Origin of the sequence: Streptomyces roseofulvus (assembly GCF_039534915.1) — a bacterium.
In the GTDB taxonomy this organism is placed as follows: Bacteria; Actinomycetota; Actinomycetes; order Streptomycetales; family Streptomycetaceae; genus Streptomyces; species Streptomyces roseofulvus.
In genome coordinates, this window is the sequence record NZ_BAAAWE010000001.1 from 1,154,277 (window position 1) to 1,178,870 (window position 24,594).

At 76.2% G+C, this 24,594-nt stretch carries 16 protein-coding genes; 4 read left to right on the forward strand and 12 right to left on the reverse strand.

Translation table 11 applies throughout. The features are described from left to right. Nucleotides 1-55 precede the first annotated feature (55 nt). The 5 genes from ABFY03_RS05310 to ABFY03_RS05330 all read right to left on the reverse strand — a co-directional run bounded on the left by ABFY03_RS05310 (nucleotide 56) and on the right by ABFY03_RS05330 (nucleotide 7,055). Complete coding sequence (locus tag ABFY03_RS05310) at nucleotides 56-1,450, reverse strand: FAD-dependent oxidoreductase (RefSeq protein ID WP_346169323.1); 1,395 nt, start codon at nucleotides 1,448-1,450, stop codon at nucleotides 56-58. Beyond that, the gene (locus ABFY03_RS05315) at nucleotides 1,431-1,748 is read right to left on the reverse strand and encodes a (2Fe-2S)-binding protein (RefSeq protein WP_319009326.1); all 318 of its coding nucleotides are present in this window, start codon (nucleotides 1,746-1,748) and stop codon (nucleotides 1,431-1,433) included. Before ABFY03_RS05315 ends, ABFY03_RS05310 begins: the two co-directional genes overlap by 20 nt. After that, entirely contained in the window at nucleotides 1,745-2,923 is a 1,179-nt protein-coding gene (locus tag ABFY03_RS05320; RefSeq protein WP_319009327.1) for an NAD(P)/FAD-dependent oxidoreductase, read from the reverse strand. The genes ABFY03_RS05315 and ABFY03_RS05320 overlap by 4 nt, the downstream gene beginning before the upstream one ends. Nucleotides 2,924-2,994: 71 nt before the next feature. After that, nucleotides 2,995-5,367 (reverse strand): collagenase, encoded by a 2,373-nt coding sequence (locus ABFY03_RS05325; RefSeq protein WP_346169324.1) that lies wholly within the window; start codon nucleotides 5,365-5,367, stop codon nucleotides 2,995-2,997. 233 nt (nucleotides 5,368-5,600) lie between these two features. Beyond that, entirely contained in the window at nucleotides 5,601-7,055 is a 1,455-nt protein-coding gene (locus tag ABFY03_RS05330) for a tetratricopeptide repeat protein (RefSeq protein WP_346169325.1), read from the reverse strand. 269 nt (nucleotides 7,056-7,324) lie between these two features. Between ABFY03_RS05330 and ABFY03_RS05335 the strand changes: the two genes are divergently transcribed. Both ABFY03_RS05335 and ABFY03_RS05340 read left to right on the forward strand, forming a co-directional pair. Beyond that, the gene (locus tag ABFY03_RS05335) at nucleotides 7,325-9,160 is read left to right on the forward strand and encodes a bifunctional serine/threonine-protein kinase/glutamate ABC transporter substrate-binding protein (protein WP_428838204.1); all 1,836 of its coding nucleotides are present in this window, start codon (nucleotides 7,325-7,327) and stop codon (nucleotides 9,158-9,160) included. A 65-nt stretch (nucleotides 9,161-9,225) separates the two neighbouring features. Beyond that, nucleotides 9,226-9,696 (forward strand): GNAT family N-acetyltransferase, encoded by a 471-nt coding sequence (locus tag ABFY03_RS05340; RefSeq protein ID WP_346169326.1) that lies wholly within the window; start codon nucleotides 9,226-9,228, stop codon nucleotides 9,694-9,696. Between the two features lie 12 nt (nucleotides 9,697-9,708). Here ABFY03_RS05340 and bla read toward each other — a convergent pair whose 3' ends face one another. Next, nucleotides 9,709-10,644 (reverse strand): class A beta-lactamase, encoded by a 936-nt coding sequence (bla, locus tag ABFY03_RS05345; RefSeq protein ID WP_346169327.1) that lies wholly within the window; start codon nucleotides 10,642-10,644, stop codon nucleotides 9,709-9,711. Nucleotides 10,645-10,802: 158 nt separating this feature from the next. On the opposite strand from bla, the gene ABFY03_RS05350 reads away from it, so the two are divergent. Both ABFY03_RS05350 and ABFY03_RS05355 read left to right on the forward strand, forming a co-directional pair. Beyond that, the gene (locus ABFY03_RS05350; protein WP_319009332.1) at nucleotides 10,803-11,591 is read left to right on the forward strand and encodes an IclR family transcriptional regulator; all 789 of its coding nucleotides are present in this window, start codon (nucleotides 10,803-10,805) and stop codon (nucleotides 11,589-11,591) included. A 172-nt stretch (nucleotides 11,592-11,763) separates the two neighbouring features. Further along, a complete protein-coding gene (locus ABFY03_RS05355; protein ID WP_319009333.1) occupies nucleotides 11,764-12,354 on the forward strand; it encodes a TetR/AcrR family transcriptional regulator in 591 nt (196 codons plus the stop codon). A gap of 28 nt (nucleotides 12,355-12,382) precedes the next feature. Here ABFY03_RS05355 and ABFY03_RS05360 read toward each other — a convergent pair whose 3' ends face one another. The 6 genes from ABFY03_RS05360 to ABFY03_RS05385 all read right to left on the reverse strand — a co-directional run bounded on the left by ABFY03_RS05360 (nucleotide 12,383) and on the right by ABFY03_RS05385 (nucleotide 24,448). Then, the gene (locus tag ABFY03_RS05360; RefSeq protein ID WP_386723785.1) at nucleotides 12,383-14,152 is read right to left on the reverse strand and encodes a BCCT family transporter; all 1,770 of its coding nucleotides are present in this window, start codon (nucleotides 14,150-14,152) and stop codon (nucleotides 12,383-12,385) included. A gap of 136 nt (nucleotides 14,153-14,288) precedes the next feature. Continuing rightward, entirely contained in the window at nucleotides 14,289-16,295 is a 2,007-nt protein-coding gene (locus tag ABFY03_RS05365) for a hypothetical protein (protein WP_346169328.1), read from the reverse strand. Next, a complete protein-coding gene (locus ABFY03_RS05370) occupies nucleotides 16,292-17,443 on the reverse strand; it encodes a VWA domain-containing protein (protein ID WP_319009335.1) in 1,152 nt (383 codons plus the stop codon). Before ABFY03_RS05370 ends, ABFY03_RS05365 begins: the two co-directional genes overlap by 4 nt. Further along, nucleotides 17,440-19,734, reverse strand: coding sequence for a DUF5682 family protein (locus ABFY03_RS05375; protein WP_346169329.1), 2,295 nt, complete (start codon nucleotides 19,732-19,734; stop codon nucleotides 17,440-17,442). Before ABFY03_RS05375 ends, ABFY03_RS05370 begins: the two co-directional genes overlap by 4 nt. Continuing rightward, entirely contained in the window at nucleotides 19,734-20,846 is a 1,113-nt protein-coding gene (locus ABFY03_RS05380) for an ATP-binding protein (RefSeq protein ID WP_346169330.1), read from the reverse strand. Before ABFY03_RS05380 ends, ABFY03_RS05375 begins: the two co-directional genes overlap by 1 nt. Then, the gene (locus tag ABFY03_RS05385; protein ID WP_346169331.1) at nucleotides 20,843-24,448 is read right to left on the reverse strand and encodes a DUF4132 domain-containing protein; all 3,606 of its coding nucleotides are present in this window, start codon (nucleotides 24,446-24,448) and stop codon (nucleotides 20,843-20,845) included. The genes ABFY03_RS05380 and ABFY03_RS05385 overlap by 4 nt, the downstream gene beginning before the upstream one ends. Nucleotides 24,449-24,594 lie beyond the last annotated feature (146 nt).

Genomic DNA, 24,594 nt, shown 5'->3' on the forward strand with positions numbered 1-24,594 from the left:
CATTTTACTAAGGGGTGTGCGGCGGCCACAAGAGCGCGGCCACCAGGAAAAGGGGCTAGTCGGCGGGGAGCTCGGCGAGCTGGCCGAGGCGGACGGGGCAGGCCAGCGGGCGCCGGTCGGGAGCAGGCCCGCCGCCGGCGAGGGCGGCCACCGCGGGACCGCACATGCGGCCCTGGCACCAGCCCATCCCCGCCCGGGTCAGCAGCTTGACGGTCCGCGCGTCGGTGGCGCCCAGCTCCTCCACCGCCTCGCGGACGCGCCCCGCGGGCACCTCCTCGCAGCGGCAGACGGCGGTCTCCTCGCGGAGCCAGCCGGTCCAGCCTTCGCCGGGCCGGTGGGCGGCGCCCATGGCGTCGGCGAAGGCCCGCAGCCGGGCGCGGCGCCGGGCGAGGGCGGCCGGGACGGCCCGTCCGGCGATCGTGTGGGCCGCGATCTCGCCCTCGGCGAGGGCGAGTCGGGCTCCTCCGACGCCGCCGGTCTCGCCCGCCGCCCAGACCCCCGGCACCGAGGTGCGCAGGCCGGGGGTGAGGACGAGGGCGACGGTGCCGTCGGCGGCGGTGCGGGTGGCGCAGCCGAGCGCGGTGGCGAGGGAGAGTTCGGGGACCAGGCCGTGGCCGACGGCGAGCGCGTCGCAGGGGATGCGCCGGGCGGTGCCGGGCACGGGCCGCCAGTCGCGGTCGAGCCGGGCGACGGTCACCGCCTCGACCCGGTCGGTGCCGTGCGCCTCGACGACGGCGTGCCGGAGCAGCGGACGGACCTGGTGGCGGAGCAACGCACCTCCGTAGAGGGCGCCCTCGGCGAGCTTGGCCGGGTTGCGCAGCAGGGTGCCGGTGTGGCGGGCGTACGGCCCATAGCCGCCCGCCTCGACGACGGCGGGGACGCGGGCGCCGGCGGCGGCCAGCGAGGCGGCGACGGCGAGCAGCAGCGGGCCGCTGCCCGCGACGACCACGCGGCGCCCCGGCAGCACGAGCCCGCTCTTCAGCATGGCCTGGGCTCCCCCGGCGCCGACGACGCCGGGGAGGGTCCAGCCGGGGAAGGGCAGCTGGCGCTCGTACGCCCCGGTGGCGAGCAGCACGGCGCGGGCGCGGACGGGCGCTCCGGCCCCTTCGTCGGTGCGGGAGTGGAGGGTCCAGTCCGTGCCGGACCCGGTCACGCTCCACACCTGACGCTCCGACAGATACCGTACGCGGCCCGATCGTTCGTACGCGCGCAGCTCGGCCTCGCGGCCGGCGAAGGCGGCCCAGTCGTGGTGCAGGGCCTGAGGGCGGGTGGCGCCGAGGGCCGGGTCGGGGTGGCGGTAGTACTGGCCGCCGGGGCGGGCGCCCGCGTCGAGCAGGGTGACGGTGAGGCCGAGGGCGGCGGCGGTGACGGCGGCGGCGAGGCCGGCGGGCCCGGCGCCGACGACGGCGAGGTCGGCGCGGGCGGCGGGGTCAGACGGCGAGGTCGTCATGGCCGGTTCCCTCCTGGCTGGTGACGAGGCCGCCGGGGCGGGCCGGGACGAGGCAGGCGCGGCGGTTCGGGGTGCCGTCGACGGTGACGAGGCAGTCGAAGCACTGGCCGATGCCGCAGAAGGCGCCGCGCGGTTCGCCGCCGTGCCGGGTGGTGCGCCAGGCGAGGACGCCCGCGCCCCAGAGGGCGGCGGCCACGGTCTGACCGGCGGCGGCCGGGATGTCCCGCCCGTCGAAGCGGAAGGTGAAGGTCTCCTGCGGCGCGCCTCCGACGAGGTCGCGCGGGGTGCGGCGGCTCAACTCTGCTGCTCCTGCGGGGGGATCGTGTCTGCGGGGCCGAAGTCGCGCCCGGGCCGGAAGGGCGCCGGGTCGAGCGGCGGCGCGGCGCCGGTGAGGGCGGCGGCGACGAGGGCGCCGGTGGCGGGGGCGAGGCCGATGCCCGCCCCCTCGTGGCCGCACGCGTGGTGGAGGCCGGGGACGCGCGGGTCGGCGCCGATCGCCGGGAGGTGGTCCGGGAGGTAGGGGCGGAAACCGTGGTAGGCGCGGAGCACCTGGACGTCCGCGAGGACCGGGAAGAGCGCCGCGGCCTGGGCGGCGAGCCGGCGCAGCGCCTCGGTGGAGAGGGTGCGGTCGAAGCCGACGCGTTCCCGGGTGGCGCCGATGAGGACGGGCCCGCCGGGGGTGCCCTCGACGACGGCGGAGGACTGGAGGGCGGCGGAGCCGCTGGCCACGTCGGCGATGTAGTCGGCGGCGTAGACCTTGTGGCGGACGATCCGCGGCAGGGGTTCGGTGACGAGGACGAAGCCGCGGCGGGGCAGCACGGGCAGGTGGGCGCCGGCGAGCCGGGCGACCTCGCCGCCCCAGGTGCCGGCGGCGTTGACGACGGCGGGGGCGAGGAGTTCACGGCGGGCGGTGCGCACCCCGCGGACGGCGCCGGAGGGGTCGCGGAGGATCGCCGTGACCTCCTCGCCGAGGTGGAGCGCGGCGCCGGAGGCGGCGAGCAGCCGGGCGGCGGCCTGGGCGGGCTGGACCTGGGCGTCCTGCGGGTAGTGGAAGCCGCCGGCGAGGCCGTGGGCGAGATGGGGTTCGAGGTCGGCGAGCCGGTCGGCGGGGATCTCGGCGGCGTCGACGCCGGCCGCCCGCTGGCCCTCCGCGAAGGCGCGGAGGGCCTTGAGGGCGGACTCGTCGGGCGCCACGACGAGCCCGCCCTTGGGCTCGTACTCGGTCTCCGGCGGGAGTGTCGCGGAGAGTTCGCGCCAGAGTCTCGTGGACAGCAGCGCGAGGTCGAGCTCGGGGCCCGCCTCCTTGTCGGAGACGAGCAGATTGCCTTCCCCGGCGCCGGTGGTACCGCCCGCGACGGGACCGCGGTCGACCACGGCGACGGTGAGTCCGGAGCGGGTGGCGTAGTAGGCGCAGGCGGCGCCGACGACGCCGGCTCCGATGATCACGACGTCCGGGGAGTGTCTCTTGGGCACGACAGTAATATGTCACATTCTTCAGGCCGTGCCCAGGGCCTTCCGGCACCTGGGCACGGTGGAGGGTGCGGTCAGCTGCGCAGCGGGCCTTCGCAGCGGAAGTCCGACGTGCCCGCGACCCGGTTGGACCAGATCTGGACCGGGCCGAAGCTGCAGTTCATGTCGGCCAGGTTGTTCAGCGCCTCGCCCGCGCGGTCGAGGATGAAGTAGTCGACCGTCTCGGACATGTCCTTGAAGTTCTGGTCGTCGCTGTTCGCGTTCGCCAGGTTCGCGGTGATCCGGCCGGTGCAGACGAAGCGGCGCTTGCCGGGCTCGCCGTTCTCGACGCAGTCCGGGGTGTTGTAGGTGGCGTTGGCGAAGGCGGCCTTCACCCCGGCGACGGTCGAGTACGTGAGCTGCGCGTTGGGGGTGTAGGTCGTGTTCGGGACGAACAGCTCGTCGACCTTGGCGATCTGCGCGTCGAGGAAGCGGTCGTACGCCTGCTGGAGTCCCGCGTCGGAGCTGAGCCGCTCGCGCCAGGCGTCGTAGCCGGCGACGTCGTCGGCGCGCAGCCGGGTGTACATCTCGCGGATCAGCGAGGGGCGCTCGGTCCACAGGAACTCGAAGAAGGTGCCCGCGTAGTTGTAGAAGCGGAAGCCGTCGCCGTCGTAGGTGGCGTGCAGGATCTGCCGCAGGTTCATGCGGGGGCCGCCGCCGGCGGTGTCGTTGATGATGCCGCGCACCAGGGACCGGCGGACGGCGATGCCGTCGTCGCGGGTGGCGCCGTCGAAGAACTCGGCGGTGCCCTCGTCCATGAAGGTGGTCCGGTCGCCCTGGTACCAGGGGCCCTGGCCGAAGAAGCCGGGGACGGCGAAGCGGCCGTTGAGGTAGTGGGTGTACTCGTGGCGGAAGAGCTCTTCGAGGGTGAGCGAGGAGTCCTGCGGGACGCGGCGCTGGTACGTGTAGAAGGTGGCGCCGTTCTCGATGTAGATGCCGCCGTTGTTCGTGTCGTAGCCGGTGATGATCGGGTGGTAGTTCTCGTAGTCGGCCCGCGAGCCGTACAGGACGATGTTCAGGGTGGTGTTGGGGTCGCCGGCCAGCGGCTGCTCGCTGCCGACCACCCGGTGGAACTGCGCCTTGACCTGCTTGCTCGCGTAGTACAGCTGGTCGACGGTGGCGCGGTCGAGGCCGGTGCGGACCTTGAGGGCGGCGCCGGTGCCCGTGTCGTAGGTGTACGTGTACGGGAAGATCCGGGCCTCGATGTCGGCCTTGCAGACGTGGTACGGGGCGCAGGCGTCGTAGAAGTTCAGCCACGAGACGATCTTGGCCCAGGGCTGGCTGCCGGAGCCCCAGGCGGACTCGACGGGGCCGATCAGCGCGCCGAGGTCGGCGACGACGCCGCCGCGCAGGCCGGCGACCTCGCCGAAGCGGCCGTACTCGCTCAGCGCGTCGCGGACGACCCAGGCGTTGGCGGTGCCCTTGAGGTGGGTGTGGCCGGCGAACGCCTTGAAGACGGCGCGGTAGGCCGGGTCGGCGGCGACGGCGGCATGGAAGGCGGCGTCCTGGTTGCCGGAGTAGATGCCCAGGTAGTTGACGGAGAGCGCGGCGAGCGCGGCGCCGGCCCAGGTCGGGTCCTGGTTCGTGGCGGGGTGCGCCGCGTCCATGGTGGCGAGCACCTTGGTGATGAGGCCGAGCTGGTGCTGGCGCAGGCCGGGGGCGCTGCCGATGTAGAGGGCCTCGCGGAGGGTGCGGGCGTTGGACGCGGTGACGTCGAAGGTGCGGGCGGCGGAGCCGAAGGCGGCGATGGCGCGGCGGACGGCGTCGACGGTCGGGGCGTCGGTGATGTCGATCTCGGAGCGCGAGAAGTCGTGGTAGGCGACGGCGTGCAGGTAGGTGAACATCTCCTCCAGGTGGGAGGAGTTGCGGCCGTCGTGGGCGGCGGCCAGGGCGGATATGCGCTGGGCGACCGCCTGCACGTGGGCGTCGGACATCACCCGGGCGAGGCGCGCGTCCCAGGTCCAGATCAGGCCGTTCAGACAGCCGGCGGCGGTGACGGCGGGGTCGGCGAGGAAGTCGGCGAAGGCGGTCGGGGAGAGCCCGGAGATCCCGTCGAGGGTGCACGGGACGCCTGCCACGAGGGTGGTGGCGGCGGGGGCGGCCTGCTGCTCGGCCTTGGTCTTGGCACTCTTCCCGGCCTGGCCGGGGACGCGGGCCCGGGTGTCGCCGGTGCCGCCGGGGGCGGGGGCCGGGGCGGGCTTGGCCGACCGGGCGTTGGCGAATCGTTCCACCTCGTCGAAGGGGTTCGGCTCGGCGGCGGGCGCGAAGGCGCCGGGCAGGGCGGCGCCGGCGGCGCGCGGCGCGGGCGCCTCGGCGGCCTGGGTCGCGGCCTGGCCGGCGGAGGCCACCAGGGTCACCGCGATCGCGGTGGCGAGGAGGGAGGAGCGCACGACTTTGTGCTGGGACACGAGGTCTCCTGGATGAGGGTGGGGATGAGGGGGGTTGGTGCGGCCGATCGGCGTCAGCTGAACGGGAGTTGACGGAGAGACGACCGTCCGCCGCACGAGCTGTAACATAGTAATGTGAAATTGCACTGACAACCCCTGTGCACGGGTCGGTTGCGACGGCCGGGCGTCCGCCTCCGCGAGGGAACGGGGGGAGGCGGACGCCCGGCCCCCTCGTCCGGGACCGGACGCGCAGCTCAGCGGCGGGTGTTCGGTACGGCTCCGAGCCCGGGCGCCGTCGGCCGCAGCCCCTTCGCCGCACCCGCCGCCCGCTCCCGCGCCACCGCCGCGAGCGCCGCGTCGCCGAGCGCGTCGGCCAGCCGGGCCCGGCCCAGCCAGGTGTACGGACTGTCCGGCCGCAGCCCGTCCCGCTCGCTCAGCAGCAGCCGCGCCCGGTCGTGGTCCCCGGCGGCGAGCGCCGACTCCAGCAGCGTCCGCTGGACGGCGTCGCGCTGGGCGTGGCTGCCCCCGAGCACCTGGATCCGGCGCCGGACCGGCCACAGCAGCGCGACCACGGCCGCGTGGTCGCCCCGCCCCTGCGCCAGCAGCGCCTCGCAGACGGGGAGTCCGATCTCGGCCGTCATGGCGTGGTTGGCCAGGGTCCGCCGGTCCTCGCCGCCCTCGGCCAGCCACCGCCGGCGGTCGGCCACCAGCGCCTCCGCCGCCGCGATCCGGCCCGCCCCCACGTGGGCCATCACCGCGTGGGCGTCGTTGAAGGCGTAGAACGGCGGATCGGCCCGCGCGGCCCAGGCGTCGGCGAGGCGCGCCCACCGCTCCGGCTCCTCCCGCCCCGCCAGCCGCATCCGCCACAACAGCGCCGCGGCGTCGAGCAGTTCCATCGCGAGCCCCGCCGACTCCGCGGAGTGCACGGCGGCGTCGTAGACGCGCAGCGCGGTCTCCTCGGCGCCCGCCTCCAGGCAGTACAGGGCGTAGTGCCACCAGTTGTGCACGGTCAGGTAGTTGCCCCGGGCCCAGTCGTCCGCGCGCGCGTCGAGGAAGGCGACGCCCTCGGCGATCCGGCCCTGCATCTCGTAGGTGTGGGTGACGGCGTGCACCGCCCACACGTCCCTCGGGTGCCGCTCGACCGCCGCGAGTCCGGTCTCCTCCGCGCGCCGGTAGTGCCCGGACTCCTCCAGGCCGAAGGCGTACATGCCGAGCAGCGGCCCCCAGGCCCCGTCCGCCCTCCCCCACGCCGACAGGGCCCCGCCGATCCGGTCCCGCAGCCGGACGGCGTCCCCGGTGAGGAAGTCCAGCTGGTGGCCGGCGAAGAGCGCGAGCACGTCCCTCGGGTACGCGAGGGACAGCTCCTCCAGGAGGTCGCCCGCCCCGTGCAGGTCCCCCGCGAGACAGGCCCCGGCGGCCGCCAGATGGAGCCGCTCGCGCGCGGGCAGGGCGCTCGTGTCGCGGCCGGCGAGATACCGCCCGAAGCGCGCGCGGGCCGCGGCGGCGGCGGTGTGTTCGGTGCCCAGCACCCCCAGATAGACGGCGAACGCCTGGGCGTCGGGCGACTCGGGGCTCGCCGCGAGCGCGTCCTCGACGGCCGTGGAGACCTCGGGCCGGAAGAAGAGCAGGGCCTCGACGGCCCGGTCCAGATGGTCCGCCCCCTCGGGTGTGCAGGCGTGCAGGGTGGTGCCGTGACGGTCGGTCGCCAATGCGGTTCCTCACCTCGGTTCCTCGGATGCTGCGCCGTGTGCCGGCTCGGCCGGGAGGGGCAGGGCCCCTTCCGCCGGCACCGGGAGCGTGCCCCGGACGGTCCCGCCGCACGCCGCCCGCGCCCCCGCGCGCCCCGTCCGCGCCGGGGACCGCCCCGCGGCTCGGGCAACCGCCGTGCGGCCGGGGCTGGTTGTGGCAGAGTGCGGCCAGGACCCGCGAACGGGCGGGGCGGACGGGACGGCTGGACGGGGGGCGGCGCGTGGCGCGGGTGGTGGACGGACGGTTCGAGCTGGTGGACCGGCTCGGCGGCGGCGGTATGGGGCTCGTGTGGCGGGCCCGCGACCGGGTGCTGCACCGCGAGGTGGCGGTCAAGGAGGTCCGGCCCTCCGACCCCGGCCTCGCCGAGCACGACCCGGCGGCGGCCGCCGCGCTGGCCGCCCGCGTCCTGCGCGAGGCCCGGGCGCTCGCCCGGCTCGCCCACCCCAACGTCGTCACCATCCACCACGTCGTCGAGGCGGCCGGTCCCGACGCCCCGTACCCCTGGATCGTGATGGAGCTGGTCACCGGCGGCTCCCTCCAGGAGCGGCTCGGCCGGGGACCGCTCGGACCGGCCGAGGCCGCCGCCCTGGGGCGGGGCCTGCTCGCCGGGCTGCGGGCGGCCCACGCGGCGGGCGTCCAGCACCGCGACGTGAAGCCGCCGAACGTCCTGCTCCGCCCCGACGGCACCCCGGTCCTGACGGACTTCGGCATCGCGTCCCTGCACGGGGCGACCGCGCTCACGCCGACCGGTGCGGCGATCGGCACCCCCGACTACATGGCGCCGGAGCGCGTGCGCGGCGAGGACGGCGGGCCCGCCGCCGACCTGTGGTCGCTGGCGATGACGCTGTACGTGGCGGTGGAGGGCCACAACCCGTTCCGGCGCGCCCACACCCTGGCCACGCTCGCGGCCGTCCTCGCGGAGGACGTCCCGCCGCCGCGCCACGCGGGCCCGCTGGGCCCGGTGCTGATGGCCGTCCTGGTCCGCGACCCGGCCGCCCGCCCCGACGCGGCGGAGCTGGACCGGCTGCTGGCGGAGGTGGCGGCCGGAGCGCCGCGGGACGCCGGCCCGCGGGACGCCGCACCGCCCCGCGAGCCGGAGCCGACCTCGTACCGCCTCGCCCCGCCCGCCCCTCCCCTGCCCTCGGACCCGCCCGCCGCCGCCCCCCGCGGCCCCGGCGGGCCGCGGAGGGCGCGGGTCCTCCTCGCGGCCGGGGTCGCGCTCGCGCTGGCCGGCGGCGGGGTCACCTGGGCGCTGTGGCCCGAGGACAAGACCGGCCGGGACGCGCGGGGCGCCGGCGGCCCGTCCGCCTCCTCGACCCCTCCCCCGACGTCCGCCTCGCCCTCCGGGGGCGCCGGGCCGAAGTTCGTCATCGGCGTCAAGGCCGACCAGCCGGGCCTCAGCGCGAAGGGTCCGGACGGCACGTACACCGGTTTCGAGGTGGCCGTGGCGACGTACGTGGCCCGCGCGCTGAAGCACGACCCCGCCGACATCGTGTGGAAGGAGGTCGCGAGCTCCGAGCGGGAGACGGTGCTCGGCAACGGCACCGTGGACATGGTGGTGGCGACGTACACGGTCGACGACCGCCGGGAGGAACTGGTCGACTTCGCCGGGCCGTACCTGGTGGCCCATCAGGACGTGCTGGTGAGGAGCGAGGACACCGCGGTGCGGACCCCCGGCGACCTCGCGGCGAGGAGGGTGTGCGCGGCCACCGGCTCCAGCTCCTACCTCACCGTCCGCCAGGTCGCCCCCGCCGCGCTGCTCACGGGGTCCCCCTCGTACGGGCAGTGCGTCTCCGGCCTGGCGAGCGGGCAGTTCGACGCGGTCACCACCGACGACGCCCTCCTCGCGGGCTACGCGGCCCAGGAGCCCTACCAGGGGAGGTTCCGGCTCGCGGGCCTCGACCTGACCGAGGAGCGGTACGGCATCGGCCTGCCCGAGGGCAGCCCGCTGCGGGGCCGCGTGCAGTCGGCGATCGCGGCGATGGTCTCCGACGGATCGTGGGCGAAGGCGCTGCGCGAGCACCTGCCGCTGATCGAGCCGGAGCCCTCCTCCCTGAAGAGCTGAGCCGGCGGCGTGATCCACTTGCCTCCGCACCGCAGGGCGCGGTGCGTGAAGGAGAGTGAACGTCCATGTCCGTCGCCGACACCACCGCCGTCCGGGTCCGTCCGGTCCGAAAGGAGGACTTCGACCAGTGGCGCGCCCTGTACCGGGGGTACGCCGAGTTCTACCGGGTCGAGCAGACCGAGGAGGCCGCGCGGCTCGTCTGGTCCTGGCTCCACGACCCGGCCCACGAGGTGAACGGGCTGGTCGCGGAGGGCGCCGACGGCCGGCTCGTCGGGCTCGCGCACTTCCGGCCGTTCGCCCGTCCGCTCGCGGCGAGCGTCGGCGGCTGGCTCGACGACCTGTTCGTCGACCCGGCGAGCCGCGGCACCGGCGCGGCGGACCTGCTGCTGGCCGCGCTGCGCCGGATCGGCGCGGAGCGCGGCTGGAGCGTGGTCCGCTGGATCACGGCCGACGACAACCACCGCGCCCGCTCCAAGTACGACCAGGTGGCCACGCGCACGATGTGGATCACGTACGACATGGCCACCGAGGCCTGATCCGGCGTCCTGCTAGCGCAGTTCCTCCGCGACGATCGCCGCGGCGGCGGCGACCAGTTCGTCCACGCCCTCGGCGTCCGGGTGGAACCGGGTGGTGAGGACGGACAGGAGGATCGGGCCGCCGTCCGGCGGCCAGGTGATCCCGACGTCGTTGTTGCCGCCGTATTCGCCGCCGCCGGTCTTGTCGGCGACGGTCCAGTCCGCCGGCAGGCCCTTGCGGAAGCGGTGGAGGCTGGTCGTGTTGCGGAGCAGCCAGTCGGTGAGGAGGGCGCGGTCGGCCGGCTCCAGGACCCGGCCGAGGACCAGCCGGCCGTAGGTCCGGGCGATCGCGCGCGGGGTGGTGGTGTCGGTGATCCGCCAGGGCTCGGCGGAGTTCAGCTCGGGCTCCCAGCGGTCGAGCCGGGTGACCGGGTCGCCGATGGACCGGGCGAAGCGGGTGACGGCCGTGGGGCCGCCCAGCTCGCGCAGGAGCAGGTTGGCCGCGGTGTTGTCGCTGAAGCGGATGGCGGCGTCGCAGAGTTCGGCGACCGTCATGCCCCGTGCGATGTTCTCCTTCTCCTCGGTCACCGGCGACCAGCCCGAGCGCCCGACGTAGGCGGCCGTGTAGGTGAGGCGGCGGGCCAGGAAGGTGCCGTCGTGGTCGAGGTCGCGCAGGACGGCCGCGGCGGCGAGGGTCTTGAAGACCGAGCACATCGGGAAGCGCTCGCGGTCCCGGTGGGCGATGGTGCGGCCGGTGCGCACGTCGTGGGCGTGGACGCCGAGGCGGGCGTCGTACCGCTCCTCCAGGGCGCGTAAGCGGGCGACGACGGGCTCCTCGGGCCGGCCGGCCGGGCGGGGCGACGCCTGGGCGGAGCCGGCGCCGGCGAGTCCGAGGGCGGCGGTGAGGGCGGTGCCCGCACCGAGGGCGAGAGCGGTCCGGCGGGAGGCGCCGGAGGGCTGGGAGTTCACGAACGTCCTTTCGGAGGTGATCGTTTCCGCAGTGCACCACGCGGAAGGGGGCGCGACCGGTTCCGACACCCCGGGTTACCTGACGGTATGTGATTCGGGGTTCACTGTCCGATCATGGACCCGGAGCACCGTGCTCCGCGCGTTGCGAAAGGACACGCATGCCATATCGCGAGGGGGGAAGCGGCACGGCACCGACCCTGATCCAGTCGGTACGCCGGGCCGTACGGCTGCTGGACGAACTGGAGCGGCGCGGTGGCGCGGGCAGCGCGAAGCAGCTGGCCCGCGAGGCGGTGCTGCCGCTGCCGACGGCGTACCACCTGCTGCGGACCCTGGTCCACGAGGGCCTGATCCGCAACGACAACGGTGTCTACACGCTCGTCTCGCCGCTGCGCCGGGACCTGGGCCGCGCGGCCCACGAGCCGGCGCTCGGGATCCAGGCGTGGGTGGACACCCTCAGCCTCGACCTGGACGCGGCCGTCTACTTCGTCCAGTACCGGGACGGCGAGGTGGAGCTCGGGGCCGTGTCGGACAACCCGGCCCGGCCCCCGGTCGAGGAGTGGGCCGACTTCCGGGCGTCGGCGCACGCCCACGCCGCCGGCCAGAGCCTGCTGCTCCAGCTGGATCCGGAGCAGCGCGGCGACCACCTGAGCCGCCACCCGGTCGCGGCGCTCACCCCGCACACGGTCGGGATGCGGCGCGACTTCGAGCAGCGGCTCGCCGGCCTGCCGCGCCGGCTGCCGGTCCTGGAGCACCAGGAGTACGCGCTGGGGACGGCCTGCGCGGCGGTGCCGATCACCGTCGGCGCGGAGACCGCGGCGGTGGCGCTGTCGATCCCCGCCTCCGAGGGGGCGCGGCTGCGCGGCCTCGCGGACCGGCTCCAGCGGCGCGCGGAACAGGTGCTGATCTCCCGGACGTTCGCGGTCGCCGCCCACGGTCACGAGCCTTGACCGTTCCTCGCGGCCCGAGGCCCGGCGCACCGGTCCCCGCGTGTGGTCGCCGCGCGCGCCGACGTCTCCTCCGACGCGGGGCGGGGTCCTGCGGTGCCCGCGCCTCCTATGCTGACCAGGTACGGAAGAACCAGGCCAGGGTTGGCACACGACGTAAGGGGCACCCCGCTCGATGAGCCGGAAGCAGCAGCGCGGAGAAGCCACCGTCGAGCGCGTCCTCGACGCCGCGCTCGACCTGTACGCGCGCGAGGGCGAGGCCGGCCTCACCGTCTCCGCGCTCACCCGGGTGAGCGGGGTCAGCACCGGCAGCGTCTACCACCACTTCGGCAATCTCCACGGGGTGATCAGCGCGCTCGCCCTGCGCTGGCTCGGCCGCCTCCTCGGGGAACTGGGCACCGCCCTGGTCTCCCATCAGGACGCCCGCTCCGGCATCGAGGCGGTCGTCCGCGCCTACCTCGACTTCGTCCGCACCCAGCCGGCCGCGTCCCGGCTGCTGCACTCCCCCTTCGCGGACCAGGAGGGCTCGGCCCGCGCGAGCGAGATCCGCGACAACCAGGAGGCCCGGCTCACGCCGATCGAGCAGTGGCTCGACGGCCACCGGAAGGCCGGCGCGATCGCCGACCTCCCCACCCCCGTGATCGAGTCCCTGGTCCTGGGCCCGGTGGTCGGCATGGCCCGCCGCTGGCTCACCCTGGGGGACGTCGACCTCGAAGAGGCCGCCCGTGTCCTCCCCGACCGCATCTGGCGCTCCGTCGGCCCCTGATCACGTCCGTCCGCGCGGGAGGCGGCGGTCAGCGCGGGCCCGGCCTCCCGGCGGGGGCCGGCGGACCGTCCGGCGAGCCGTCGGTGGTGCCCGGGCCGATCCGCAGCTCGAAGTCGCCGTCGTACCTCTCGTGTCCGGCGATCACCGCGACCTCGACGATCTCCTTGCCGACCCGCCCGCGCACGATCAGCGGGTCCTCGCGGAGGTCCCGCATGAGCGCCACGCACATGCCGATCATGACCAGCACGAACGGGGCGGCGACCAGGATCGTCAGGTTCTGCAGGCCCGCCAGGGCGTCGCCCTGGCCGTCGCCGATGAGCAGCATGACGGCGGCGACGGCGCCGGTGACCACGCCCCAGAAGACCACCACCGGCCGGGTGGGTTCCAGCGCCCCGCGCTGCGACAGGGTGCCCATGACGATGGAGGCGGCGTCCGCGCCGGAGACGAAGAAGATGCCGACGAGGACCATCACGAGCAGGCTCATCACGCCCGTCGCCGGGAACTCCTGGAGCAGCCCGAAGAGCTGGCCCTCCGGGGTGGCCTCGCCCGTCAGCCGTCCCTCCTCGCTCAGCCGCATCGCCGTGCCGCCGAAGATCGCGAACCACACCAGGCTCACCGTGCTCGGCACCAGGATGACGCCGCCGATGAACTGACGGATCGTCCGGCCCCGGCTGATCCGGGCGATGAACATGCCGACGAAGGGCGTCCAGGAGATCCACCACGCCCAGTAGAAGACGGTCCAGCTGCCCAGCCAGGCGTGGATGTTCTCGCCGCTGGTGGCCTCGGTGCGGCCGGCCAGCTGGGGCAGGTCGCCGAGGTAGGCGGCGATCGAGGTCGGCAGCAGGTCGAGGACGATGATGGTCGGCCCGGCGACGAAGACGAAGACGGCGAGGAGCAGCGCCAGCACCATGTTGATGTTGGAGAGCCACTGGATGCCCTTCTCCACCCCGGAGACGGCGGACAGCACGAAGGCGACGGTGAGCACCGCGATGACGCCGACGAGCAGCCCGGTGCCGGTCTTCTCCAGCCAGCCCAGCTCCTCCACGCCGCTGCCGATCTGGAGCGCGCCGAGGCCCAGCGAGGCCGCGGAACCGAAGAGCGTGGCGAAGATGGCGAGGATGTCGATGACCCGGCCGGGCCCGCCGAACGCCCGGCGCTCGCCCATCAGCGGGACGAAGACGGCGCTGATGGTCTGCCGGCGCCGGCGGCGGAAGGTCGAGTAGGCGATGGCCAGACCGACGACGGCGTAGATCGCCCACGGGTGGAGCGTCCAGTGGAAGAGCGTGGTGGCCATCGCCGTCTCCATCCGCTCGGCCGAGTCGGCCGGGGAGGTGCCGGGCGGCGGGGTGCCGTAGTGGGCGAGCGGCTCGCTGACGCCGTAGAACATCAGGCCGATGCCCATGCCGGCGCTGAACATCATCGCGATCCAGGAGACCGTGCGGAACTCCGGGCCCTCGTCCTCCTGGCCGAGGGTGATCCGGCCGTACCGGCTGATGGCCAGCCACAGCGCGAAGACGACGAAGCCGGAGGCGGCCAGCATGAAGGCCCAGCCGCCGTCCCGGATCAGCCCGTCGAGCAGGCTGCTGGAGGCCGACTCCAGGCTGTCCGTCGCCGTCGCGCCCCAGACGACGAAGGCGAGCGTGAGGACGGCGGTGACGCCGAAGACGACCATGTCGGTACGGGCCGGGTGGCGGCCCTCCGGATCGGGCAGGTCCGCCGTCACCGGCAGGCCGCCCCAGCGGCTGCGGCCCTTGCCGCCGCCCCGCCGGTCGTCCGGCCTTCGTCCGCCCTGCGCCATCTGCGACCCCTTTCCCCACCAAACGGGACAAACGTCTCATGTCCTGGTAAGGCAGTATCACAAGCGGAGCCGAACTCGGCGGACCAACAGGCCCCGGGCCCGGACCGGTTGGCCGGGCCCGGCGACCGCGGCCGGCTCAGTCTCCCCGGGCGTGCAGCTCGACGGCGGTGAGCAGGCGCAGTTGGGCGTCGAGCCAGGGCCGTACCGCGGCCTCCGGACCCTCCTCCGCGAGCGCCGCCGGCACCCGCCGGAGCCGCTCCGCCGTGGTGGCGAGGCCGCGCCGGGCGAGGGCGTCGGCCGCGTCCGAGAGCGCGGTCCCGGCCCCGGCGGGCAGCCGGCGCAGCCCGTGCACCGTGACGGTGGCGAGCGCGGAGAGGGCGCCGTGCAGGGCGAGCGCGACCGGGTCGTCGGGAGCGGGCGGCACGGTGTGCGGCGGCCGGGCCACGGGCCGCCGCGGGGCCGGTGCCAGATCGGGTACGACGGTGCCGGTGCCGGTCCGGACGCCGAGCGGGTCCACCACCAGGCCGTCGGCCGTCACCCGGACGAAGCCGCTGACCAGCAGCGGCCCGGCGGGCTCGCCGCCGCGCAGGGCCTCGGCCAGGGCGTCGAGCCCGCCGGGGCTGTACGGGTTGTACGGGGCGACCAGCCGCGCCGCGGTGCCGGCGGCGTCCAGGACGGTGGCCCGCAGCTCCTGCCGCGCCGGGTCGTAGCCCGGCTCCCGCACCGCCTCCACGGCCAGCACGTGCACGGCCTCCGCCTCCACCCGGGGGCGGGCGAAGCGCGGCGGGCGGCGGCGCAGGGCCCGCGCGTGGGCGGCGAAGTCCCGGACGAGCAGCGGCTCGGGCAGCTCCGCCCAGGCGTTCCCGACCGGGGTGACCCCGGTGGCGGCCACCCGCGAGGTGCCGAGCGTCACCGCCCGCCCCGGGGTGCGGGAGGCGACCTCGCTCACCACGTTCCCGGTGGCGAGCGCGCCCAGGGTGCTGCCGGCGATCCGGCGCCGGGCCAGGACCGCCCCGGTCGGCTCCGCGTCCTCCGGGACCGCCCAACGGCGGCGCAGCACCAGGGCGATGCCCGCGCCGCCGTGCCCGAGGTACACCTCGGCCGTGCGGTCGGCGGGGGTCCCCGAGATCCGGCAGCCGAGGGCGGTGAGCCGCACCCGGCGGAGCGGGGTGTCGCCGCGCTCGCCGCTGCCGAGGAAGGCGCCGGACCCGCCGCGGGCCCGCGCGTCGGCCTCGCCGAGCAGCGCGGCCAGCTCCTCGGCCCGGAAGCGGGCGCCCCTCTCCTCGTACGCCGCGAGCTGGTCGAGGACGTCGGTGAGGACGCCCGCCGGCCAGTGCAGCGCTCCGGCGGCGAGCTCGTCCCGGACCCGGCCGAGGGTGCCGGGAAGGACGGGGCCCGTGTGGGCGGCGCCGTCCAGCAGCAGGTCGGCGAGGAGCGGACCGCACCCGTCGAGCGCCGCCGTACCCTTCCGGCCGGGCGCGGTCCCGCCGACGTCGATCCGCGCGGGCGGGTGCGCGGGATCCGCCTCGGCGGCCGCTCGGAACGCCCAGACGGCGAGGGCGACGGCCTCGCCGCGCACGGCGTCGGCGGCGTCCGTGACCGCGTGCGCCACCGTGTCCCGCACCGGGAAACGGACGGTGCAGGTGGGCAGTTCGGCCCGCGCGGCGGGCTGGTCGGGGCTCGGGTGGGTGAGCCGCGCGGTGTAGCCGCGGGCCAGGGTCCGCCGGGCGGCGGCCACCGCCCGCGCCCCCACGGCGGCCGCCAGCTCCTCGTCGCCGGTGTCGCCGGGCGACCAGGGCCGCCACTCGGGCGCCTCGGGTGCGGGCGGCGCCGGGGCCGCGGCGGGTGCGGGGGCCCCGGGCGGGTTCCCGGCGGCGCGCTGGTGGGCGAGGACCAGGCCGATGAGGTGGCGGCAGACACCGGGGGCGGCGCAGGTGCAGGTGCCGCGGTCGAGTCCGGCGCCGGGGGCGAGGGTGACGGTGGTGCCGTCGGGGAAGCGGCCGGTGAGCGTGGCGTCCGGTTCGGCCGTCACCGTCGCGCCCGCGCCCGCGGCCAGGTCCCGCGCGGCGCGCTTCACGAGGCCCCGGTTGGCGAGGGCGGCGAGCGTCTCGGCGTCGAGGGCGAGGAGGTCGGTCCTGGTCACCGGCCCAGCCTCTCGGCGACGAACTCCGCGAGCTGCCCGGGGGTCATGGCGCCGACGTGGGCGCCGGCGTCCGCGAGGAGCTGCCCGGTCTCCCGGTCGTAGGCCGGCCGGGCCTCCTCGTCGAGGGCGGCGAGGCCGAGGACGACCGTGCCCTGCTCCACGAGGGTCCGGACGCCCCGCACCAGCCGGTAGCGGTCGCCGCCCTCGTAGAAGTCGCTGATGACGGCGACGATCGCGCGGCGCGGGTTGTCCACCAGACCGGTGGCGTAGGCGACGGCCCGGGCGATGTCGGTGCCGCCGCCGAGCTGGACCCGCATGAGCAGGTCGACCGGGTCGGCGACGTCGCCGGTGAGGTCCACCACGGAGGTGTCGAAGGCGATCAGATGGGTGGTCAGGCCCGGCAGCCCCCACAGGCTGGCGGCCGTCACGGCGGAGTGGATGACCGAGTCGACCATGGAGCCGGACTGGTCGACCAGGAGGATCAGCTGCCAGCGCTCGACGTGCCGGCGGGTCCGCGAGTGGAACCGGGGCCGCTCGATGAGGAGGCGGCGCTCCTCGGGCCGGTAGTGGGCGAGGTTGGCGCGGACGGTGCCGCGGAAGTCGAAGTCGCGCGCGAGCGGCAGCCGGCTGGGGCGGCGGGAGCGGGTGCCGTGCAGGGCGCGGCGCACCTCGGGCCGGAGGCGGTCCATCAGCCGGCGGACGACGGTCTCGACGATGCGGCGGGCCAGCCGCAGCACCTCGGGGTTCATCAGGTGCTTGGTGCGCAGGACGGCGCGGAGGAGGGTCTGGTCGGGTTCGATGCGCTCCAGGACGGCGGGGTCGGTGACGATCTCGTGGATCTCGAACCGCTCGACCGCATCGCGTTCGAGCCGTTCGATCGTCTCGCGGGGGAAGAGCCGGTGCACGTCGTCCAGCCAGTCGACGGGGGTCACGGTCGAGGCGCCGTCGCCGCCCTCGCGGCCGGTGGCGCGCACGCCGCGGCGGGCCTGGTCGGGGTCGCGGCCGTAGAGCCAGTCGAGCGCGGCGTCGCGGGCGGCGGCCTCGGCGCCGAGGGGGCCGGTCCAGCGTTCGGCGGGGGCGCCGAGGACGAGCCGCCACCGTTCGAGACCGGCGTCGGGTCCGGCTTCCGGCGTGTGCGGGGCGGTCATCGGGCGGCCCCGAGGCCGAGGTCGTCGAGGGTGCGTGACACGTGGTCCTCCAGGGCGCGGGCGAGGGCCAGCGGGTCCGCGGGGGTGCGCAGCAGGGCGCGGGCGGAGCCGCGCAGCCCGCGGCGTGCGATGAGGCGGGCGGCGATCCGTTCGCGCTCGGTGGGCGGGAACCAGGCGAAGGCCTCGCGCAGGGCGGGCAGGGCGACGAGGAAGTCGGTGTCGGACATGGCGACGACCAGGTCGTCGAGGACGGCGACGAGGGGGCCCGGTTCGCCGTCGGCCGTCTCCGCGGCCACCTCCTCGCGGGCGACCGCGAAGAGCCCGGCCAGCCAGTCGCCGAGGACGGCGGGCGCGGCGGCGGCCCGGACGGCCTCGGCGGCGCCGGACTGCGGGGTGCGGGCGAGGACGTGGACCAGGCCGTGAGCGGCGCCGCGCAGGTCGGGCGGGGCGGCCGGGTCCGCGGCGACGCGGCGGAAGACGTCGGTGGCCACGTCCCGGGGGACGGTGAGGACCGGTCCGGCGTGCAGGAGGGCGTCGCGGACGGCGACGAGGGCACGCAGCCGGGCCCGGTCGGGGCCGGTCGTGCCGCCGGGCGCCGTGCCCTCGACGAGCCAGAGGACGCGGGTGACGGCGGTGTCGACGGCGGCGGCGAGCAGGGGGTCGCGGGCGACGCCGTAGACGCGGTCGTGCCGCCACAGGCCGAGGGCGGTGGCGAGGGCGGTGCCCAGCGGGCCGGGTCCGGTGGCGGCGGCGAGTCCCGCGCGGAGGCGGGTGACGAGGGGGCCGGCGAGGTCGCCGGCGCCGCAGACGACGGTGTCGAAGAGGACCTCGGCGAGGGCCGCGCAGTCGTCGGCGGCGGCGCCGGCCCGGTCGCCGAGGGCGACCAGGGCGGCGTCGTCGAGGCGGGCGCCGTACGCGCCGGCCTCGACCAGGGCGGCGTCGCGGCCGGCCGCCGGCCGGGGCTCCCACCGTTCCTCCGTGACCGGGTCGGTGCCGTCGGCCGGGCCGGCCGTCCGCGCGTACCCGGGGATGCCGAGGACGCGGAGCCGGTGGAGGACGCGGCTGCGGTCGAGTCCGGCCGGGTCGGTGAGCCGGAGCGTCACGGGGGCGGTGCCGTCGAGGCCGAGGGCGGTGAGGCGGGCGGCCACGTCGTGGACGAGGGGCGGGGCGGGGGTGTCGGGGTGGAGCCGGCCGACGCGGTCGCCGGAGCAGGCGGCGACCATCTCGACGACCGCCGGGTGCGCGCCGGGGGTCAGCGGGCCGCGCCGGGTCCACGGCAGGGGTTCGTCGAGGGCTTCGGTGACCAGGGCGCCCGCGAGGGCGTCGAGGAGGTCGAGGCGGCCGGGCACGGGGTGGCCGCGCAGGGCGGCGAGCGCGGCCGCGGAGGCCCGGGCGGCGACGAGGGAGGCGGTGGAGACGGGGTGGCCGCGGTCGCGGAGCCGGTCCGCGACGGTGCGGACGAGTCGCCGTCCGGCGGCCTCCGGGCCTTCCTCCCACAGCCACTGGTGGTAGGCGGGGGACGGCATCCCGGACTCGTACCCGGCGAAGGAGTCGAGCTGCCGGAAGGAGTACGGGACGAGGAAGCTGCCGCTGAGCGCGGTGTCGGGCGGCGCGGGCACGGTCGGCCACTCCGCCGGGCCGCCGGGGCCGGACTCGGCCAGCCTGCGGAGGGCGGGGCGGTGGAAGCCGCCGGTGACGACGAGGACCGGGCGGTCGCCCGCGGCGGTCCGGGCGGCGCGGATCCAGGCGGCCATGTACGTCTCGCGGGCGCGGTCGGAGTCGTCGGCCTCGGTGTCGCCGCGGACGGCGTCGAAGTAGGCGTCCAGGCGTTCCGGCAGGTCCGGGGCGTCGGGGTCGGCCTCGATCATGCGGTCCCAGAGGGCGTCGGTCGAGTCGACGGCGAAGCGGTGCCGGAGCCGGGCGGTGGCCTCGGCGTAGCGGAGTTCGGCGTCCGCGTACCGGTTGGCGCGGCCCGCGAACGCCGGGTGCCAGGCGGGCAGGTCGATGAGGCGCACCTCGGCGCCGGCCGCCCGGCCCGCGGTGAGCGCGACCCACTCGGGCGAGTAGGCGCACAGCGGGGTCCAGGAGGTCGCGGCCCGCTCGTCGTCGCGGTAGTGGCTGAAGACGGCGACCGGCAGCTCGTGTCCGAGCAGCAGCTCGTCGAGCCGCCCGTCGAGGTCGGACGGGCCTTCGACGAGGACGTACGCGGGGCGCAGGCGCTCGACGGTCCGGGCGACGAGCCGGGCACAGGCGGGCGAGTGGTGGCGGACGCCGAGGTACGTGACCGTCATCAGCCGGCCAACAGGTGGCGGGCGGCGTGGAGCGCCTTCCACTGGGCGCCGCCGCGGCCGGCGACGCGCTGTTCGAGGTAGCGGCGGAGGCGGGCCAGGTCCTCGGGACTGTCCTTGGCGGCGGTGCCGGCGAGGCAGGTGACGAGGTCGGCCGCGTCGCCGGGCCCGCCGCGCAGGAACCAGCCGCGGACGCCGACGGCGTGGGCGACGGAGACGGCCTCGGCGGTGCTCATGACCGCCGAGAGCCGGTCGGCGGGGGCGCCGTCGCGGGTGGTGCCGGCGCGGAGCTCGCGAAAGGTGGTGACGAGGACGGTGAGCACGTCCCGGTCGGGGGCGACGGGGACGCCGGAGCGGCGCAGCAGGGCGCCGGCCTCGGCCTCGACGAGGGCGAGTTCGGTGTCGAGGTCGGGGATGGGGAAGACGGTCTCGAAGGTGAAGCGCCGTTTGAGGGCGGCGCTCATCTCGTTGACGCCGCGGTCCCGGGTGTTGGCGGTGGCGATGACGTTGAAGCCCTGGCGGGCGAAGACCATGCCGGCGGGGCCGTCGAGTTCGGGGACGGCGACGACCCGTTCGGAGAGCAGCGAGAGGAGGGAGTCCTGGACCTCCAGGGGGCAGCGGGTGATCTCCTCGAAGCGGACGAGCCTCCCCTCGGCCATGCCCTTGAGCATGGGGGCGGGGACGAGGGCCCGCTCGGACGGGCCCTCGGAGACGAGGAGGGCGTAGTTCCAGGAGTACTTGATGTGGTCCTCGGTGGTGGCGGCGCCGCCCTGGACGACGAGGGTGGAGTCGCCGGCGACGGCGGCCGCGATCAGTTCGGAGAGGAGGGACTTGGCGGTGCCGGGTTCGCCGACGAGCATCAGGCCGCGGTTGGTGGCGAGGGCGACGAGGGCGCGCTCGACGAGGGCGGTGTCGCCGACGAACTTGCGGCTGATGCCGTGCTCCTCGTCGCCGACGACGAACCGGCGGGCGGCCCGAAGGCTGAGCCGCCAGCCGGGCGGGCGCGGGTCGGTGTCGCCGGCGCGCAGGGCGGCGAGCTCCTCGCCGTACCGGACCTCGGCGGGCGGCCGCTGGAGCGCGTCGGGCGCGGGGCCGACGGGGTCGGGGGCGGTCACGAGGTCAGCTCCGTGAGGTCGGCGAGGAGTTCGGAGACGGTCACCGGGTCGAGGTCGGCGAGGCGCAGCGGGTAGGTGCGGCTCTCCCAGTGGTCGCCGGGCTGGGTGTCGAGCCAGACGGTGTCGAGGGTCTGCTCGGGGAACTCGTCGAGCATGCCGACGGCGATGCCGGGGTCGAGCTGGATGACGAGGTGGCGCTCGGGGGCGAGGCGGCGGGAGAACCAGCGCTCGACGCCGGCGTCGGCCGGGGCGCCGCGCTCCCAGCCGCGCTTCTGGAGGCCGAGGAGGCGGCCGACGGGGACGGTGACGCCCTCGAAGCGGGTGAGGCGGGCGCTCGCGGTGTCCTCCTCGGTGGGGAGGTGCAGCTGCCGGCCGAGCTGCGGGAAGGGCTGGACGATCTCGTAGTCGGCGAGGAGTTCGGCCCAGGTGCCGAGGGAGTCGGTGAGGTGGAAGGGGTGCGGGAGGGTGACGGTGGCGTCGTCGGCGACGGTGAGCAGCTCGTCGTCGGCGTCGGCGTAGGTGCGGTCCTCGGCGATGCGGAACGCGGTGGTGGTGCCGTCCTGTTCGGCGCTCCAGACGAGGCGGCGGGAGAGGTGCCAGACGAGGGGGTGCTCGACGAAGAGCTGCCGGAACTCGGCGCCGGTCCAGGAGCGGCCGGCGACCATGGCGGCCTCCAGGCGGCGGACCTGGTCGGCGGCGATGGTGCGGACGTCCTTCTTGAGGGCGAGGAACCGCTTGCGCTCGGCGGTGGCCCGCTCGGTCTCGTCGCGGGCGCCGGGCTTGGGGAGGTCCTTGAGGCGGCGGCCCTCGGCGTCGCGGACGAAGGGCTTGAGGGCCTCGTCGAAGCCGACGGTGAAGCGGCGGGTGCCGTAGTCGACGACGGTGCTGCCGTCGGCGTCGAGGCCGAGGTCGGGGACGAGCCGGTCGGCGAGCTGTTCGGCGGTGAGGCCGAGTTCGTCGGCGACCTCGGCGATCTTCTCCTGGGCGCGCTGCTTGAGCGCCTTGAACTTGACGCGCTGGGAGATGCCGTGGAGGTGGAGCAGGGCGCTGTCGGTGCCGATGGCGGCGAGCACGTCGAGCCCCTCGACGGCCCGGTGGTGGGCGCCCTCGCCGGGCCAGGCGCGGATGACGGGGGTGAGGGCGCGGACGGTGTCGTCGTCGCCGAACCAGCCGAGGGCGTGCAGGGCCCACGCCTCCTTGGGCGGCATGCCGGCGACCCGCCACTCCTCGAAGAGGCCCCAGGCGAACTCGGCGAGGGAGGCGGGGGTGCACAGCTCGCGGACCTCGGCGAGGCCGGGGTAGGGGGCGCCCGGCTTGGAGACGGAGACCATGGTGGTCAGGTGGGCGACGGCGGAGACGGGCAGGGTGGCGCCGGTCCGCAGCCGGATCCGGGGCAGCACGCGGGGTTCCAGCCAGGCGGGCGGCTGGGGCATCCGGGCGGGCAGCGCGGTCACCAGCGGGTCGGTGGCGAGGAGCGCCTCGACGGCCTCGACCGCCTCCTCGCCGTACTCCTTGGCGGCGGTGCGGACGCCGTCCGGGCCGTGGGCGGCGACGACGGCCCGCAGGGCGCCCTCGGCGGCGGTCCGCTCGGGGCCGGCGGCGCCGACGGCGTCGGGGACGAGGAGCCGGGCCGCGTCGGTGCCGTGGCGGTGCAGCCAGGTGCGGGCGGTGCGGCCCGCGGTCTTGAGGCGGTGCAGCCAGTTCGCCATCAGCCGGGCGACCCGGACGTCGAGGTAGGGCAGCATCACCTCGGCCATGGCGGTGGGGTGGTGCGGGGCCATGCGCAGCAGGGGCGGCAGGGCGGCTTCCTCGTGGGCGGCGACGAGCGGCTTGAAGACCTCGGCGCCGTCGTAGCAGTAGTCCATGCCGTCCCAGTCCGCGAGGTACGGACGGACGCGGTCGGCGGGGCCGTTGACGAGGACGCCGACGGTGTGCCAGTTGTGCAGGTCGCCGCGGAGGAGCTTGTCGACGAGGGTCTCCATGGGCTCGTACGGCTGCCAGCCGGTCACCCAGGACTCGGTGGTGGCCCAGGCGCCCCGCTCCTCGTTCCGCCAGACGACCCGGGTGCCGTCGGGGGCGGCGACGCCGGTGACGACGCGGGGCTTGGCGGCCGGGCGCCGCACGGTCCACGGCGGGCGGGTGAGGAGCGCGGGCAGGTCGGCGGGGGCGGCGTCCTCGGTGGTGTCCTGCTCGCGGGTGAGCGGTGCGACGATCTCGGCGGCCTCGGCGGGGAGTTCGGGCAGGACGTCGAGGGTGAGCGCGCGGTGGGTGGCGACGTGTCCGGTGAGCATCCGGCGGATCAGGGCGCTGTCGGCGGTGGTCTCGCGGGCGGCGAGGGCGAGGAGGCGGAGCGCGCGGACGGGGAAGCGGCGTGCGGCGGCGGCCAGTTCGGCGCGGACGTGCTTGTCGCCGACGCGGTCGACGAGTCCCTGGAACGCCTCGTCGGAGGGGAGCTCGGCGAGGGCGGCGGCGAGCGCCTTGAGGTCGTCGGTGCCGAGGTACTGGCGGTGCGTCTCGGCGATGAGGAAGGGGGCCACGGCGGTGCCGACGCCGTCCGCGACGGTGGCGACGGTGGCCGCGTCCCAGCCGCGCCAGCCGAGGTCGACGCGGCCCGCGTAGGCCGCGGTCTGGTCGGCCGTCAGGGAGCAGACGAGCATGTCCCGCACCGGGATCTGGGCGTGGTCGCGGGTGGTGGGGTCGGCGACGCACTCGTCGGTCCAGGCGCGCTCGGTGGGCACCAGGAAGGAGACGGAGACGCGGCGACGGGGACTGGTGCGGTGCCGGCCGAGGGCGGCGACGGCGGCCGCGTACGTCTCGTCGTCGGCGACGGCGAGGAGGGCGCGGACCCGTTCGAGGACGGCGTGGGCCTCGCCGCGCTGCCACTGTCCCTCGTCCTCGGGGGCGGCGTCGATGCCGCCGATCACGCTGCTCCGGGTGCCCTGGACCCAGAGGCGGCGGCATTCGAGGTGCTCGACGGCGGCGACGGCCGCGAAGGGTAGTCCGTGGCCGAGTGTCCAGGCGTCGGCGACGGTGCGCCGGTCGGCGTCGTACGGCAGGAAGGCGGCGAGGACGGCGGCGCCGACGGGGTCGGGGCTGCCGGCGTCGTGGGCTCGGGCGGCGGCGACGAGGCCGGGGTCGCTCCGGCCGGCGTCGAGGGCGCGGGCGATCTCGGTCGACTGCCGGGAGCGCCAGTCGGCGAGCCGGGCCGGCGCCTCCGGGTCGGGGGCGGGGACGGGGACGGGGGTGCCGCCGCGGCGCGGGCGGAGGTGCCGCTTCCAGGCGTCGGGCAGCACGAAGGCGGTCTCGTCGGGGCGGACGGCGGGGCCGTCGGGCGCCTCGCCCGGCGGCGGCCCGGCGACCGGTGCGGAGGGCGCGGGCGGCGCCACGGCGGTGCCGTCGCCGGCGGCCACGTATCCCTTGCGCTCCTTCTCGCCGATGGACTTGAGCAGGTACGCCTCGGCCGCCTCGACCGTGCCGAGGTCCTTGACGCGGGTCTGGCCCGCCGTGCCGATCCGGCCGAACCGGACGGTCACCGAGGTGCCCTCCGCACCGGCTTCCCAGAACTTCCCCGCGCCGTCCCCGGCGTGCTCCCAGCGGCGCACGGCCCCTCCCGCATTGCTGTCGTCGATCAGTGCTCCGCACAGTAGCGGGGGCGACCGACAACGCCTGAATCCCCGCGGCTCGCGGGGTTCTGGACAACCCCGGCCCAGCAGTGGTTAGGTAAGCCTCACCTAACCACGACCCCCGA